At 57.8% G+C, this 14635-nt stretch carries 15 protein-coding genes; 11 read left to right on the forward strand and 4 right to left on the reverse strand.

Features of this window, described 5'->3' with window-relative positions; all coding sequences use genetic code 11:
- Window position 1: 1 nt before the first annotated feature.
- Window positions 2-1294, reverse strand: a complete 1293-nt coding sequence (gene purB, locus AXE86_RS06980) for an adenylosuccinate lyase (RefSeq protein ID WP_006690502.1) — start codon at window positions 1292-1294, stop codon at window positions 2-4.
- A 171-nt stretch (window positions 1295-1465) separates the two neighbouring features.
- On the opposite strand from purB, the gene AXE86_RS06985 reads away from it, so the two are divergent.
- From AXE86_RS06985 to AXE86_RS07015, 7 genes are all read left to right on the forward strand, one after another.
- Complete coding sequence (locus AXE86_RS06985; RefSeq protein WP_061945874.1) at window positions 1466-2203, forward strand: metallophosphoesterase family protein; 738 nt, start codon at window positions 1466-1468, stop codon at window positions 2201-2203.
- Window positions 2204-2264: 61 nt separating this feature from the next.
- On the forward strand, window positions 2265-3575 hold the full coding sequence (locus tag AXE86_RS06990) for a purple acid phosphatase family protein (protein WP_061945876.1): 1311 nt from the start codon (window positions 2265-2267) through the stop codon (window positions 3573-3575).
- 208 nt (window positions 3576-3783) lie between these two features.
- Complete coding sequence (locus AXE86_RS06995) at window positions 3784-4392, forward strand: biotin transporter BioY (protein ID WP_061945878.1); 609 nt, start codon at window positions 3784-3786, stop codon at window positions 4390-4392.
- 17 nt (window positions 4393-4409) lie between these two features.
- Window positions 4410-5090, forward strand: coding sequence for a dethiobiotin synthase (gene bioD, locus AXE86_RS07000; RefSeq protein WP_061945880.1), 681 nt, complete (start codon window positions 4410-4412; stop codon window positions 5088-5090).
- A gap of 131 nt (window positions 5091-5221) precedes the next feature.
- Window positions 5222-6568 carry an adenosylmethionine--8-amino-7-oxononanoate transaminase gene (gene bioA / locus AXE86_RS07005; RefSeq protein ID WP_061945882.1) on the forward strand — a complete coding sequence of 449 codons (1347 nt, stop codon included), beginning with the start codon at window positions 5222-5224 and terminating at the stop codon, window positions 6566-6568.
- A gap of 112 nt (window positions 6569-6680) precedes the next feature.
- Window positions 6681-8027 carry an adenosylmethionine--8-amino-7-oxononanoate transaminase gene (gene bioA, locus AXE86_RS07010; RefSeq protein ID WP_061945884.1) on the forward strand — a complete coding sequence of 449 codons (1347 nt, stop codon included), beginning with the start codon at window positions 6681-6683 and terminating at the stop codon, window positions 8025-8027.
- Between the two features lie 144 nt (window positions 8028-8171).
- Window positions 8172-9272, forward strand: coding sequence for a hypothetical protein (locus AXE86_RS07015; RefSeq protein ID WP_061945886.1), 1101 nt, complete (start codon window positions 8172-8174; stop codon window positions 9270-9272).
- A gap of 135 nt (window positions 9273-9407) precedes the next feature.
- Here AXE86_RS07015 and AXE86_RS07020 read toward each other — a convergent pair whose 3' ends face one another.
- From AXE86_RS07020 to AXE86_RS07030, 3 genes are read right to left on the reverse strand one after another with little or no spacing between them, the layout of a single operon-like run.
- Window positions 9408-10226 carry a MetQ/NlpA family ABC transporter substrate-binding protein gene (locus AXE86_RS07020; protein WP_009753697.1) on the reverse strand — a complete coding sequence of 273 codons (819 nt, stop codon included), beginning with the start codon at window positions 10224-10226 and terminating at the stop codon, window positions 9408-9410.
- Between the two features lie 20 nt (window positions 10227-10246).
- Window positions 10247-10900, reverse strand: a complete 654-nt coding sequence (locus AXE86_RS07025) for a methionine ABC transporter permease (protein WP_009753698.1) — start codon at window positions 10898-10900, stop codon at window positions 10247-10249.
- Window positions 10869-11921 carry a methionine ABC transporter ATP-binding protein gene (locus tag AXE86_RS07030; RefSeq protein ID WP_061945888.1) on the reverse strand — a complete coding sequence of 351 codons (1053 nt, stop codon included), beginning with the start codon at window positions 11919-11921 and terminating at the stop codon, window positions 10869-10871. Before AXE86_RS07030 ends, AXE86_RS07025 begins: the two co-directional genes overlap by 32 nt.
- A gap of 339 nt (window positions 11922-12260) precedes the next feature.
- Here AXE86_RS07030 and AXE86_RS13305 point away from each other — a divergent pair, with 339 nt between their 5' ends.
- The 4 genes from AXE86_RS13305 to AXE86_RS07040 all read left to right on the forward strand — a co-directional run bounded on the left by AXE86_RS13305 (window position 12261) and on the right by AXE86_RS07040 (window position 14573).
- Window positions 12261-12416, forward strand: a complete 156-nt coding sequence (locus AXE86_RS13305) for a secretion protein HlyD (protein ID WP_071884708.1) — start codon at window positions 12261-12263, stop codon at window positions 12414-12416.
- Between the two features lie 44 nt (window positions 12417-12460).
- Complete coding sequence (locus tag AXE86_RS07035) at window positions 12461-12943, forward strand: hypothetical protein (RefSeq protein WP_061945890.1); 483 nt, start codon at window positions 12461-12463, stop codon at window positions 12941-12943.
- The gene (locus tag AXE86_RS12755) at window positions 12937-13080 is read left to right on the forward strand and encodes a hypothetical protein (protein ID WP_232294860.1); all 144 of its coding nucleotides are present in this window, start codon (window positions 12937-12939) and stop codon (window positions 13078-13080) included. The genes AXE86_RS07035 and AXE86_RS12755 overlap by 7 nt, the downstream gene beginning before the upstream one ends.
- A gap of 92 nt (window positions 13081-13172) precedes the next feature.
- A complete protein-coding gene (locus AXE86_RS07040; protein WP_009753703.1) occupies window positions 13173-14573 on the forward strand; it encodes a hypothetical protein in 1401 nt (466 codons plus the stop codon).
- Window positions 14574-14635 lie beyond the last annotated feature (62 nt).

A 14635-nucleotide genomic window follows, 5' to 3' on the forward strand; every position in this document is an offset into this window, starting at 1 on the left:
CTTAGAGATCAAATCGTGCAAAGATGTCGTCGACGTTGCGCAGGAAGTACTGGTAGTCAAAGCACGCGTCGATTTCCTCCTTCGTGAGGTGGGCGGAGATGTCGGCGTCCTTCTCGACGTTCGTGCGGAAGTCCTCCTTGTCGAGCCAGCGCTTCATGGCGTTGCGCTGCACCCAGACGTAGGCAGTCTGACGCAGGATGCCCTTGTTGACGAGTGCCGTGAGGATGCGCTGACTGTAGATGAGACCACCCGTGCGGTTCATGTTGTGCAGCATGGCGTCTGGGTAGACGAGGAGCTTGTCCACGATGCCGGTCAGCTTGTGCAGACAGTAGTCCACATTGATCGTGCTGTCGGGCAGGATGACGCGCTCGACGGAGGAATGCGAGATGTCGCGTTCATGCCAGAGGGTGATGTCCTCCATCGCCGCGACGGCGTTGCCGCGCACGAGTCGTGCCATGCCCGAGACACGCTCGCAGTTGATCGGATTGCGCTTGTGCGGCATCGCCGACGAGCCCTTCTGTCCCGCCTTGAAGAACTCCTCTGCCTCACGGATGTCCGTGCGCTGGAGGTTGCGGATCTCTGTGGCGATCTTTTCCAAGGTGCTCGCGATGATGGCGAGTGTCGTGACGAACTCGGCGTGGCGGTCACGCTGGATGACCTGTGTCGCCAGACGGACGGGCGTCAGCCCCAGTTTTTTGCACGTCAGTTCCTCGATGCGCGGGTTGATGTTGGAGTAGGTGCCGACGGCTCCCGAGAGCTTGCCGACGGAGACGATTTTCTTGGCATGCGTAAGACGCTCGATGTCGCGCTCGATCTCCGCACTCCAGAGCAGAAGCTTCAGCCCAAAGGTCATCGGCTCCGCGTGGATGCCGTGTGTACGTCCGATGCACGGCGTATGACGGAACTCGTTCGCGCGGCGGCGGAGCACGGTGCGGAATTCCTGCAGATCGTCGAGGATGATGGCGGCGGCGTCGCGCATCATGACGCAGTATGCCGTGTCCTTCACGTCGCTCGAGGTGAGTCCCTTGTGGATGTATTTCGAGTCCTCTCCGATATTCTCCTCGAGGTTCGTGAGAAAGGCAATGATGTCGTGGTCGGTGGTCTTTTCGATCTCGTTGATGCGCGCGACGTCAAACTTCGCCTTTGCCTTGATGTTCTCTACGGCGGCGGCGGGGATCTCGCCCAGTTCCGCCATTGCCTCACACGCAGCGATCTCGACGTTCAGAATGGTCTGCCACTCGTTCTGAATCGACCAGAGATGCCCCATTTCCGGCCGCGTATAGCGTTCTATCATGTGCGTCCTCCTGCCTGAAAATAAACAAATTTATCCTGCACTATCATATATCTCCATGGGACGATTGTCAATGTTATGCGGAGACAGCGTTTTGTATACGGGATATTCTCATGCGGATTTCAGGGTTCTTACGATATAATAGAAATGTTTATTGCGGAGGGGGGCGATCGGATGTTCCGCCGGATTCTTGCTGTCGGCGATGTGCACGGGGAGGCAGACGGGCTCGAACGTCTCTGGAAGAAGATTGCGTTTGACGATGAGCGGGATCTGCTCGTCTTTCTCGGCGACTATATTGACCGCGGCACCGCGCCTGTCCGTGCCCTGCAGTTCGTGCAGCGGCAGGTGGAGAAGTACCGCAATGTCCACGCACTCATGGGCAACCACGAGGCGATGATGCTCAGCTATATTGATGCGTATGGACTGGGGCGCACAATCATGGGGCACTTCGATCTCTGGCTGGCGAACGGCGGCAGGATCACGAGGAAGCAGCTTGCCACTCTGCCAAAGGCAGAGGCGGAATCGCTGACGGCATTCGTTCGGTCACGTCCGATTTCCTTCCGCACATCGCATGCCGGTGAGGACATTCTCTTCGTTCATGCGGGTGTGAATCCTGCGGCGGAGGACTGCCGGGAGGATATGCTTTGGATTCGTGAGAAGTTTTTCGCGGGGTATCACGGCAGCACGCTGGTTGTTGTCGGGCATACGCCGACGCAGATGCTGCGGCGCGGCGGCGCAGCAGTGCCTCTCTTTTTGCCGAACAATATCATCGCCTGCGACACGGGCGCGTATCTGCCCGGCGGACGCATCAGCTGTGTGGACGCGGCACACTATCTGCGCCTGCGAGCGGGCGGACATGCACTCACGGCGGGAGAACGCGCATCCTGCTATATGCAGGCGGAGCGCGGGTAAGGCTCGTGTGATTCCTTAGATGTATCAGTGATTCCTTTATATAGGAGAGAGGAAGAAGTTGATGGAAAGGAAAAAGACGTTTACGCGCCGTACGTTTATCAAGGCAGCGATAGCGGCGGGGACAGCCGCTGCAGGCGGTGCGGCGCTCTGGAAGCTTGCCGGCATGGAGTGGCTGCGCAGGAAGGGGCTGCATCCCTTTCCCAATACTCTCTATATCGAACGCCTGCGGCAGATCATCACCTCGGATCCCGGGAGCAGCCGTGTCCTCATGTGGGAGACCGATGCAGACGAGATGGATCAGATGGTCGAGATACGGGCGGAGAACGCGGAGGAGATACGGCGCATCCCTGTGAACGATACGTGCTTTTCCGATGATGATGTGATGGTACATCAGTATACGGCGGAGATCGACAAGCTGATGCCGGGAACGAAGTATCGCTATCGCATTGAGGCGAATGACGGGACGACGGGCTGGCAGGAACTCTATACCCCTGCTGCTGATGCACCGTATAAGATGCTTCTTTTTCCCGACAGCCAGTCGAGCGACTATGCGGACTGGCAGCAGATGGCGCATCTCGCGTGGGCACGCAATACGGATACGGCACTTTTTGCCTGCCTTGGTGATCTCGTTGACAACGGCGAGGATCGGTTTCAGTGGACAGAGTTCTTTAAGGGCATAGATGAGATGGCCCATGTGATCCCAATGGTGCCTGTCATGGGGAATCACGAGACCTACGACCGCCAGTGGCAGACGCGCCTCCCTGCCGCATATCTGAACTACTTTCAGACCCCGCGCAATGGAAGTAAAGAATTTGAGCGGTATTACTATTCCTTTGACTACGGAGACGTGCACTATGTTGTGCTCTGCACGCAGCAGAAGGAGATCGACGGCTTTAAGAGCGGGATGGTCGAGGAGCAGCTCGCGTGGATCCGCCGCGATCTGAAGGCACATCGGCGTAAGTGGAATATCGTTCTCATGCACAAGGACGTGCTGCGATACCGTATTCATGGACGCCCTGAGCGCAGTGAGGGTATTGATGAGGAGATCGGCCGGGTGTGGATGCCCGTCTTTGACGAGCTGCTCATCGATGTTGTTTTCACAGCGCATCTGCATACCTATCGCAATCGCGGGCATATCTACGCGTTTGTCAAAACGCCGGAGCAGAAGGGACCACTCTACATCCTCACGGGTGTTGCGGGGAATGTGCGCTATCCAAATCTCTGGATCGACCATGCCTTTGACGAGGTGACGCTCCCGCAGCCGGAGACGGACAACTATCTCACGATGGAGGTCCGGGATGATCGGCTTGAGATCGCGTGTTTCCTGTCCGACGGCACGGAGATGGATCGCGTGAAGGTGACGAAACGGTAAGGGGATCGTCCGCTCGTGTGCAAAGTGACTCGATGGAACTGCTGCACAAAGCTTCGGCTTCGTGCAGCAGTCCCGTCTTTTTTATATACAATCGATATACAACTTTAGTAAACCTACATAGAATATTCTGGTTGACAATAAATAAAATAACGAGTAAGATAAAGCAAGTTTATGAGTCTGTCAGTTTTTATGGAGGTATCTAAAGATTATGAAGTTACGTGAAGTAATCCTATGCGGACTATTTATCGCGCTCATTACGGTCGGGACGTTCGTGCGCATCCCTGTAGGTACGGATGTCTACACGCTGCAGTTCCTCTTTACCCTGCTCGCGGGGCTGATGCTCGGTGCGCGGCTCGGTGTGCTCGCCATCGGCACGTATGTACTCATGGGGCTCGTGGGAATTCCCGTGTTCGCCTCGGGCGGCGGCCCTGCCTACGTGCTTCAGCCGACGTTCGGCTATCTCGTCGGCTTCATCCTGCAGGGCTGGGTGACGGGCGCGCTGGCGCGCCGCGGCGTGCCGACGTTCCGGCGTGCACTTGCCGCGTGTGCAGCAGGCATGGTGGTGCTCTATGCCCTCGGCATCCCGTATTTCTACTTCATATCGAACTACATTATCGACGCGCCGATCGGTTTCTGGGTGGCGGTCTGGTACTGCGGCGTGCTGCAGGTTCTGCCGGACTTCCTGCTCTGCGTCGCGGCGGCGTACGTCGGGATTCGCCTCTACAAGGCGGGGCTCTGGATTCGTGAGACGCAGGAGACGCAGAGCACTGCTCCCGTGCAGGGGGCAGCAGTGCATGCGAATCGCATGGATGGCTGACGGGAGGCGTATCATACGTGGGTAAGGCGTTATTTGTCACGGGAACGGGGACGGACATCGGCAAGACGTATGTCACGGGGCTGATTGTGAAGTGTCTCCGTGACGCGGGATTTGCGGCGGGCTACTATAAGGCGGCACTCTCGGGCGCGGAGGTCGCCGCGGACGGTACGCTCCTGCCGGGTGATGCGCTCCATGTGGCGCGTGTCGCGGAGCTCGATGCGGCGGATGTCACTGTCTCCTACGTCTATCGAGATGCGGTCTCGCCGCATCTCGCGGCGCAGATCGAGCACCGCCCGATGGATTTTGCAAAGGTGGCGCAGGACTACCGCCGCGCGAAGGAGCGCACGGACTATCTGACGGTGGAGGGGAGCGGCGGCATTATCTGCCCGCTGCGCTGGGACGGCGATGAGCACGTCGTCCTTGACGATCTTGCCGTGCGGCTGGGGCTCGCTGCGCTCGTTGTTGCCGATGCAGGGCTCGGAACGATCAATGCCGCTGTGCTGACGGCAGAGCATCTCTATGCGCGCGGCATTCCCCTGCGGGGCTTTATCTTCAACAATTGGCAGGGCGGTCTGATGCAGGAGGACAATGTGCGGATGGTCGAGGAGATCACGGGAGCGCGTGTCTTGGCGCGTGTGGCGCACGGCGCGGCGGAACTGCCGATGAGGGCGGATGCGCTTGCCGCGCTGTATGAGTAATGTGTGTTTAGGGAAGCACTGATCAATTCAACCCGCGGCTCTTGACGCCTCTTTTTCCCGCATTTCGGCGGAAAATCTACGCCAATCCGAGGGGACTGTTTTATCCGTGATTCCGCAGGAGGAGAGCTTTTATGCCGACGATTGAGGAGCGTGACCTGCGCCATATCTGGCACCCGTGCGCGCAGATGAAGGACTATGAGCAGCTGCCGCCGATGGTGATCGATCACGCAAAGGGCCCATGGCTCTACGATGTGCACGGCAAGGGCTATCTCGATATTATCAGTTCGTGGTGGGCGAATCTCCTCGGACATACGAACGAGAAGATCGATGCGCGGATTACGGCGCAGCTGAGGCGGCTCGAGCACGTCGTCTTTGCGAATTTCTCCCATCGTCCGGCGATTGAGCTTGCGGAGCGGCTGGCGATGCTCGTGCCCGAGGGACTGACGAAGTTCAATTTCAACGATAACGGCTCGTCCGCTGTAGAGGCGGCGCTCAAGATGGCGTTTCAGTACTGTCAGCAGACAGGGCGTACGAAAAAGACGCGGTTTATGTGCCTTTCTGAAGGGTATCACGGAGGGACAATCGGGGCGCTCTCCGTGGGGGGCGTGGATCTCTTTGCCGAGATGTACAAGACGATGATGATGGACACTATCCATATCGAGGCACCCGACTGCTATCGCTGCTCCTATGGGGAAACGCGCGACAGCTGCTCCTGCGCGTGTTTTGAGCATGCGGAGCGTGCCTTTGCCGCACACGGACACGAGACGGCGGCGATGATCGTCGAGCCGCTCCTGCAGGGGTGCGCGGGGATGCGCATCTACCCCGAGGACTATCTCAGGAAGCTGCGCGCCCTCTGCGACGCATACGATGTCCTGCTCATCGCCGACGAGATTGCGACGGGGTTCGGGCGCACGGGACGGCTCTTTGCGTGTGAGCGTGCGGGCATCACGCCCGATCTCATGTGCCTCTCAAAGGGGCTGACAAGCGGCTATATGCCCACGGCCATCACCGTCGTCAAGGAAAAGATCTACGACGCGTTCTATGCGGACTGGAGCGAGGGCAAGGCGTTCATGCAAGGTCACACGTATGCGGGCAATCCGCTCGGCTGCAGCGCAGCGCTCGCCGTGCTCGACATTCTCGATGAGGAGAATGTTCTGGAGCGGGCGGAGGAGACAGCATCGTGGCTGACTGCGCGCATGACGGAGACGTTCGGTGTGCATCCGAACGTCGGCGAGATCCGCCACATCGGGCTGATTCATGCGGTTGAGCTGGTCGAGGATCGCGAGGCAAAGCGTCCCTTTGATCCCAGTCGCCGCCTTGGCTATGCGATCTATCGCCGTGCGCTCCGGCACGGGCTGCTCCTGCGCCCGCTCGGCGACGTGCTTTACTTCAATCCGCCGCTGAACATCGGGCGTGATGACCTCAGCACCGCCATCGCATGGATGAAGGCGTCGATGGATGAGGTGCTGGGGGCATAGGAACTCTGTAGGGGAAGCTGCCGCACGAAATGAAAAACTTCGTGCTTTGTGTGTAATGTGTGTTTAGGAAAGCACCGCGTGTATCAGTGCTTTCGTAGGAGGGGTCATTTTTATGCCGACAATTGAGGAGCGCGACCTGCGCCGGATTTGGCATCCGTGCGCGCAGATGAAGGACTATGAGGAGCTGCCGCCGATGGTCATCGACCACGCAAAGGGGCCATGGCTCTGCGATGTGCACGGCAAGTCCTACCTCGATATTGTGAGCTCTTGGTGGGCGAATCTCCTTGGTCATTCCAACGAGAAGATCAACGCGCGCATCAAGGCGCAGCTCGACCGCCTCGAGCATGTGATCTTTGCAAATTTCTCACACCGCGGCGCGATCGAACTTGCCGAGCGTCTGACGGCGCTTGTGCCCGAGGGTCTGACGAAGTTCCACTTCAACGACAATGGTTCCTCTGCGGTCGAGGCAGCGCTTAAGATGTCCTTCCAATACTGCCAGCAGACGGGGCGTACGAAAAAAATTCGCTTCATGTGCCTCTCGGAGAGCTATCACGGCGAGACGATCGGCGCGCTCTCGGTGGGGAGCATGGATCTCTTTGCCGAGATGTACAAGCCGATGATGATGGACAACATCCATATCGAGGCGCCCGACTGCTACCGCTGTCCCTATGGGGAGACACGCGGCACCTGCTCCTGTGCGTGCTTTGAGCATGCAGAGCGTGCCTTTGCCGCGCACGGGCACGAGACGGCGGCGATGATCGTCGAGCCGCTCCTGCAGGGGAGTGCGGGGATGCGCATCTATCCCGAGGAATATCTCAGGAAGCTGCGCGCCCTCTGTGACGCCTACGATGTCCTCCTCATCGCCGACGAGATCGCGACGGGATTCGGGCGCACGGGACGGCTCTTTGCGTGTGAGCGTGCGGGGATTACGCCCGATCTCATGTGCCTCTCGAAGGGGCTGACGGGAGGCTATATGCCCATGTCCATTACCGTCGTCAAGGAGAAGATCTACGAGGCATTCTACGCCGACTGGAGCGAGGGCAAGGCGTTCATGCACAGTCATACGTACGCGGGGAATCCGCTCGGCTGCAGTGCGGCGCTCGCCGTGCTCGACATTCTCGATGAGGAGAATATTTTGGAGCGGGCGGAGAACACGGCCTCGTGGCTGACTGCGCGCATGACGGAGACGTTCGGTGCGCATCCGAACGTCGGTGAGATCCGTCACATCGGGCTGATTCATGCGGTTGAGCTGGTCGAGGATCGCGCGGCGAAGCGTTCCTTTGACGGAGGGCGGCGCCTTGGCTATGCGATCTATCGCCGTGCGCTCCGGCATGGGCTGCTCCTGCGCCCGCTCGGTGACGTACTTTACTTCAATCCGCCGCTGAACATCGGGCGCGATGATCTTGACACGGCGATCACGCGGATGAAGCAGTCGATGGATGAGGTGCTGGGGAGATAAAGAAGGATGGCGGACTGCTGTACGAGGGGCGATGAACCTCGTACGGCAGTCTTTTTCGTAGAGAGTAATTTTCACTGATTGAACGGGGGACGTATTCCATGCTATAATAGCATCATTCGAATTCGTGCAAAGGGAGGTGTGGCAATGCCGCTGGATGAGTTTGCGTGGCGCGTGCGCCTCGCACGCCGACGCAGGGCGAGTCAGCGTAAATTTCGCGCGGCAGCAGGGGTGATCGTCCTGGCGATCGCCGTCCTCGCGTGGTATCTCGGCTACTACATACAGCGTCCCGCCTACGCTCTCGAGCAGGCGGCGGCAGCGCTCACCGCGCATGATGCGGAGGCGTTTCAGCGGCGCGTGAATATCAATGCTGCAACGGCGGCGGGATATGACGATCTCACCTATGTCCTCTTTTCGGGCGATACACATCTGAAGGAAAAAGAACGAAATAAATCGGGAAAGTTCTACGAGAGCATCAAGGACAGCGTCGCAGGCGGGATGGCGCAGAGCATTTTGACGGCGGTCGGGAGCGGGACGTGGCCGACCCCTGAGGGCGTAGACCCGCTGAAGGGACGCCAGCTCGGCATCGACTTTGAGTATCTCATGGAGTGCAGCCACCTGCGCGACACGACCCTCCTGCACATCGACAGCGTTGTGCGGGACGGGAGCACCGCAATGGCGAACATTGCCGTGCGCGACGAGGGGACCGACCTAGAGTTCCCCCTGCAGCTGCGCATGGAGCGCGGCGATACGGGCTGGCAGGTCGTGCGCATCGTGAACTATCGTTCCTATCTCGAGGCAGTGCAGAAGGCGGCGGCGAGCAACCTCGGGCGCTACATCGACGCGACGCGTCCTATTGTGGATCGCTATAATGGTGTATTTCGCTCGAAGCAGCGGGAGTTCCGCAATCTGACCGAGACGGGACGCAGTACCTATACGACGGTGTACCGCAAGTCGCTGACACATCTCCTGCAGGAGGATATGATTCCCCTGCTTAAGAAGTATCAAAAGGAGCTGGACGGCGTAGATGTTCCCCACGGCGCACAGTATCTTGCTGCACAGCGCAAGGCGGCGACCGAGGCGTTTATCGGCGCGTATGAGAGCTTTGTGAAGGGGCTGAACGGCGGGACGACCGAGGACTTCGCTCGAGCAGAGACCCTGCACAAGATGGCGCTCTCCTATGATCTGCGTGTCGGCGACATGATCCGCCGCGGTGCGGTAAGTGCGGAGACGCCCGCAACACCATAAATATGAATGAAAGAAGGGGTGTTGTACGAAGCCGAACGCTTCGTACAACACCCCTTTTGTGCCCCTTCCACCGCTTACGCGGTCCCCCTTCCCCGTGATAACGGGGGATGAGGCTAGATTCCTTTGCTCTTACGATCAGAACGCGGGGACAATCGCGCCCTTGTACTTATCGTTGATGAAGTTCTTGACCGTCTCAGAGTGGAGCGCCTTGACGAGCGCCTGAATCTCGGGACGGTTCTCATCGCCCTGGCGGACGACGAGGATGTTGACGTACGGCGAGGTCTTGTCCTCCATGATGAGGGCGTCGCGCGTCGGCACGAGATCCGCCTGCATTGCCCAGTTCGTGTTGATGACGGAGATATCGACGTCATCCAGCGTACGCGGCAGCTGCGGCGCCTCGATCTCCTGGATCTTGAGGTGCTTCGGGTTGTCGACGATGTCCTGCACCGTCGCCGTCGTACCGGCACCGTCCTTCAGCTTGATGAGGTTCGCACGCGCGAGGAGCAGCAGCGCACGGCCGCCGTTCGTCGGATCGCTCGGGATGGAGACGGATGCGCCGTCCTTCAGCTCGTCGAGCTTCTTGATCTTGTGCGAGTAGACGCCCATCGGCTCGATGTGGACACCGAGAACGTTCACGAGCTTCAGCTCGGGGTGTTCCTCAATAAAATTCTTCAGGTATGGCTCATGCTGGAAGAAGTTTGCGTCGATTTCCTTATCGTTCGTGGCGATGTTCGGCTGAACATAGTCGTTGAACTCGACGATTTCGAGCTTTACGCCTTCCTTTTCGAGTTCGGGGCGGATCGCCTCGAGGATCTCCGCATGGGGAACGGGCGATGCACCGACCTTGACGACCTTCTCCGCCTTGGCGTTGTCGGCGGGTTTGTCTGCGCTGCCGCCGCAGCCGGCGAGGGCAAATGCGGTGACGGCAAGCACAAGAGCGAGCAGTTTTTTCATAAAATACCTCCTTAAATAATCTATCTCTTATTCAGCCGCGCAGCGAGGGTGTTGCCCACGAACTGCACGAGCTGGACGAGAACGATGAGAATGACAACGGTCGCGAGCATGATGTCGGGGCGGAACCGCTGATAGCCGTAACGGATCGCGAGATCGCCAAGACCGCCGCCGCCGATCGCACCGGCCATGGCGGACTCGCCGACGAGTGCGATGACGACCGTCGTGAGCTGGCTGACGATGCCGGGCATGGACTCCGGCAGGAGCACGCGCGTCACAATCTGCAGCGGCGTCGCCCCCATGGAGAGCGCCGCCTCGATGAGACCGTGCGGCACCTCGCGCAGCGAGGTCTCCACCTGCCGTCCGATGAACGGGACCGAGGCGATGACGAGCGGCACCATCGCCGCCGTCGTGCCGATCGCCGAGCCGACGATGAGACGAGTCAGCGGGATGATTGCCACCATCAGGATGATGAACGGGATGGAGCGGATCGCGTTGACCACCGCGCCGATCGAGCGGTTCACCGCCGGCGCATCGAGGATCTCGCCCCGCGCTGTCACGTGCAGGAGCACGCCGAGCGGGATGCCGAGCGCACTCGAGATGACCATACTGACCGCGACCATGTAGACGGTCTCTCCGAGTGCCTTAGTCAGCAGGGGAATCATTTCGGCGGACATAGCCGATCACCTCCTGTTTCAAATGCTGTTCCGAGAGATAGTCGATGGCGCGCTGTATCTCCTCCGGTGCGCCGCGCATCCCGATGATCATACGCCCGAACGGCAGCTCCTTGATCTGGTCGAGTGTACCGAAGAGCATCGTCACCTCAATGGTTGGGAAGCGGCGGATCATCTCCGCGAGCACGGGATCGTCCGCGCGCTCGCCGAGGAATGTAAGGCGCAGGAGCATATAGCTCCCCTCGCTCGGCGTTTTCTCGATGGGGTTGCCGCGAAATGCCGTCGGCAGCTCGTTCGATAGGAGCACGCTGATGAACTCCTTCGTGATCGGCTGCTGCGGTGCGGTGAACACGTCCACCACATCGCCCTCCTCGGCGATGATGCCGCCGTCGAGGACGGCAACGCGGTCACAGATATCCTTGATGACCTGCATTTCATGCGTGATGACGACGACGGTCAGTCCCATACGGCGGTTGATGTCGCGGATGAGCGCGAGGATCGACTTCGTCGTCTGTGGGTCGAGCGCCGAGGTTGCCTCGTCGCAGAGCAGCACCTTCGGATCGCCCGCGAGTGCACGTGCAATGCCGACGCGCTGCTTCTGTCCACCCGAGAGGTGGCTCGGATAGGCATCCGCCTTGTCGCCGAGCCCAACGAGCGTGAGCAGTTCCGTCACCTTGGGGCGGATCTCCTCGGCGGATCTCCCCGCGAGCCGCAGCGGAAACGCCACGTTGTCGTAGACCGTCGCGGAGGACAGCAGATTAAAGTGCTGGAAAATCATGCCGATGTGCCGCCGCTCCTCGCGCAGTTCGCTCTCCGAGACCTGCATGAGATCGCGTCCGTCCACGAGGACAGCGCCGCTCGTCGGGCGCTCGAGCATATTGATGCAGCGAATGAGCGTGGACTTCCCTGCACCCGACAGACCGATGATGCCGTAGATGCTGCCGCGCTCAATCGTGAGATCGATGCCGCGCAGAGCGTGCACATCGCCTGCGTATGTTTTGACAATATTCTTTAGCTGTATCATTTGTAGCCTTTCTTTATCGATACCGATTAAACGTAGCATAGACGCGCCGCTTTGTCAATGACTTCGCCATTTGATGAAGGATGTGTCTGTGGGTTTGTCAATCATATATTACCCAAGAGAGAAATAGAGAAAGAGCCTCACGAGGAGACTTCCATTATTGTGACACCGTGCCTATCTGCATAGGAAAGAATCGCTTGATAGTACTCGATGTCTTGTGTTATGTTTTTCATGAGAAAGCCTCCTTTGTGTGTGGCTTGTTTGCGTAGATAGAGCATAACACAAATTGGCTTCCCCTTTTTATTTACTGTGCGTACCATATCTATAGGAATCGCTGATAAAATGAAGTCCGTCGGATTGGTACAGATTTTTTGTCCTGTCAAGGAGACAAACCGGACGCATAGCAGAGGCTATGTGGAGGATTCTAGGGCACAGACAGGGCGAAAAAGATGTGCTAAGACTGCGGTGCTGAATTTATCAGTGCTTCCTATAGTATAGCCAAGCACTATGACGTTGCGATCCGCTTTAGGGAGGAATAACGCATGGACAACCAGATGGTAGAAGTATTAAACCGTATTCGCTTTGTAGAGAGATATCAAGCGCTCCGCATACAGTATTCTTTTGATCTAGAAGAGAGCTTTGAAGACTACGATAATCAGCATGTCTTGGAAATGCTTCAAGAGATAGGTTATACATCTGTGAAATATTGGAGAAAAGAGGATTTTTTTCAAGCCAAAAAGAAGAGCAACATATATGAATTTAGATATCATATATGTATAAAGTATGGTGTCACTGAATTGATGTGGTACGCTATGAAGGATAATAAATATTATGAAGGGGGTACTTTCCCAAATTTAGAATATGAATTGCTGAATTTGGAAAACAGAAATCATCTGCCAATTTTCCGCAACTACGAGGATCTCCACGGAATTCTCACACTTGCATTCCAGATGTGCGAAGATATGACAACTGAGTTTTTGAACGTATATGGTGACCCTATCTCGCGGCGGAGACCCTCGTGCTGAAGGACAAGACACTCTGGAAGCACGGCGCGGCGGAGGAGGTCATCGATGAGGCGGGCATGAGTGCACTCTACGGGCTGCCCGTCTACATCGCTCAGATCGGCACGCGCACGGTCTGCGTCGGCGGGGATATTGCGTGAAAAATTTCCGATAAAGCAGGAAAAACGCGGGGGGGGGGGGGGGAATAACTAATCATCGTTATTATTTTGGAAGCGGCAAAGGAGTGCTGACTATGACAATGCGGGTGAATGGAGAAGCGCCGTCTGTATACGCGGCGGCAAAGACGACGAACGCAAACGCGGCACAGAAAAACGATGCGGCACAGACGGGGCGCGTGGAGACACCCGCGTACCGTGTCGAGATCAGTGCTCGCGGACGCGACGAGAGCGATGGTGCATACATCGCGCGTCTGATGAGTAGCACCACGCGCTACGACGGCGAGATCAAGGCAGGCTCGATGGAGGAGTTCTACACATCGTGGCGTGCGAAGCAGAAGGAGCTGACGGAGTGCGCGGCGGAGAAGAACAGCGAGGTTCTCATATTGCCTGAGCCATATTCGGACGAGTTGTATTGGAAGGGCGATCAGATACTCGGCATCAACATCTACGCCGAGCACTGGACAGAGAAAAAGGGTGTAGAGAATCCTCTGTATGCGGAGGCGGACGAACACTTTGAGTCGTATCGAAATGTCCTCGGCAAGGTGCGTGCAGGCGGTGCATCTGCGTTCCGGCAGTACAATCTGAAGTTCGCGGGGATGGCGGCGCTTGCGAATACCGCCTATGCGGACGAAGAGCTCGGCAAGCGTATCGCGCGTGGACATACAACGAGGGCGGAGTATACGCGTGCAAAGTCGTACGCAAACGAACTCCAAAACCGTGCGGGTGTCTTTGTTGCAGTCGATTTTAGTTCGCCATCGACTAAGTTTGCCGCGCGGATTCGTTACGAGTATAATGGTTCACTTGCGAACATCGGTGTCAAGGAACTGGATTTCATGGCGCGCCATAAGGAAGCGGGTGACGTGTGGGTCAAGGCAGCACAGGGCGCGTACAAGAACCATGCGGAGATTACAGCGGCGCTCAAGGACGCAGGACTGGATGATACAGCCACGGCCTATCAGGAATTTGTCGGCGGCTTGACCCGCCGTCACTATTCTTTGGATGAGGCGATGAGAGCGAACTTCTCTTATGCACATGGCGAACTCTGGGAGGCGGCAACGAACGATGCGGACGGCTATGACCGCTTGCAGCATTCCATGCGCGACAATGATAACGCTTCGATTCGCTATACGCAGGGAGAGATGAGCCGCGCACTTTCGGACGGCGCAGATGAAATCAAGTTCCTTCACCGTCTCAGCCGTCAGCGCGATCCTCTTCACCTCATCCAGACGGCGGATGGTCACTGGGTAAAGGCGAATGAAGCACAGCAGAGCGACAAGAGTGCACGCCGCCATGACAACCCGCTCGATCAGGAACTGGCGAACCTGCACAAACAGCTTGCCGAGGTGAAGAAGTCCGCGATGAGTGACGATCAGAAACAGCCGCTCATCACCTCCATCCAGAACCGCATCAACACCATCCTTGCACAGCGCCTCTCGGAACTGACGGCAGAGAGCAAGAAGAACAAATACACGTGAGCGATGTGCTCCTTTGAACCGCATGGCAAAGTCATGCGGTTTTTGAGCGAAAAAATTCATAC

Origin of the sequence: Selenomonas sp. oral taxon 136 (assembly GCF_001554015.1) — a bacterium.
In the GTDB taxonomy this organism is placed as follows: domain Bacteria; phylum Bacillota; class Negativicutes; order Selenomonadales; family Selenomonadaceae; genus Centipeda; species Centipeda felix.

Bases quoted from the DNA above. Each gene is read 5' to 3' on its own strand.
- purB (WP_006690502.1), bottom strand. From the start codon at position 1,294: ATGATAGAACGCTATACGCGGCCGGAAATGGGGCATCTCTGGTCGATT.
- AXE86_RS06985 (WP_061945874.1), top strand. From the start codon at position 1,466: ATGTTCCGCCGGATTCTTGCTGTCGGCGATGTGCACGGGGAGGCAGAC.
- AXE86_RS06990 (WP_061945876.1), top strand. From the start codon at position 2,265: ATGGAAAGGAAAAAGACGTTTACGCGCCGTACGTTTATCAAGGCAGCG.
- AXE86_RS06995 (WP_061945878.1), top strand. From the start codon at position 3,784: ATGAAGTTACGTGAAGTAATCCTATGCGGACTATTTATCGCGCTCATT.
- bioA (WP_061945882.1), top strand. From the start codon at position 5,222: ATGCCGACGATTGAGGAGCGTGACCTGCGCCATATCTGGCACCCGTGC.
- bioA (WP_061945884.1), top strand. From the start codon at position 6,681: ATGCCGACAATTGAGGAGCGCGACCTGCGCCGGATTTGGCATCCGTGC.
- AXE86_RS07015 (WP_061945886.1), top strand. From the start codon at position 8,172: ATGCCGCTGGATGAGTTTGCGTGGCGCGTGCGCCTCGCACGCCGACGC.
- AXE86_RS07020 (WP_009753697.1), bottom strand. From the start codon at position 10,226: ATGAAAAAACTGCTCGCTCTTGTGCTTGCCGTCACCGCATTTGCCCTC.
- AXE86_RS07025 (WP_009753698.1), bottom strand. From the start codon at position 10,900: ATGTCCGCCGAAATGATTCCCCTGCTGACTAAGGCACTCGGAGAGACC.
- AXE86_RS07030 (WP_061945888.1), bottom strand. From the start codon at position 11,921: ATGATACAGCTAAAGAATATTGTCAAAACATACGCAGGCGATGTGCAC.
- AXE86_RS13305 (WP_071884708.1), top strand. From the start codon at position 12,261: ATGAAGTCCGTCGGATTGGTACAGATTTTTTGTCCTGTCAAGGAGACA.
- AXE86_RS07035 (WP_061945890.1), top strand. From the start codon at position 12,461: ATGGACAACCAGATGGTAGAAGTATTAAACCGTATTCGCTTTGTAGAG.
- AXE86_RS07040 (WP_009753703.1), top strand. From the start codon at position 13,173: ATGACAATGCGGGTGAATGGAGAAGCGCCGTCTGTATACGCGGCGGCA.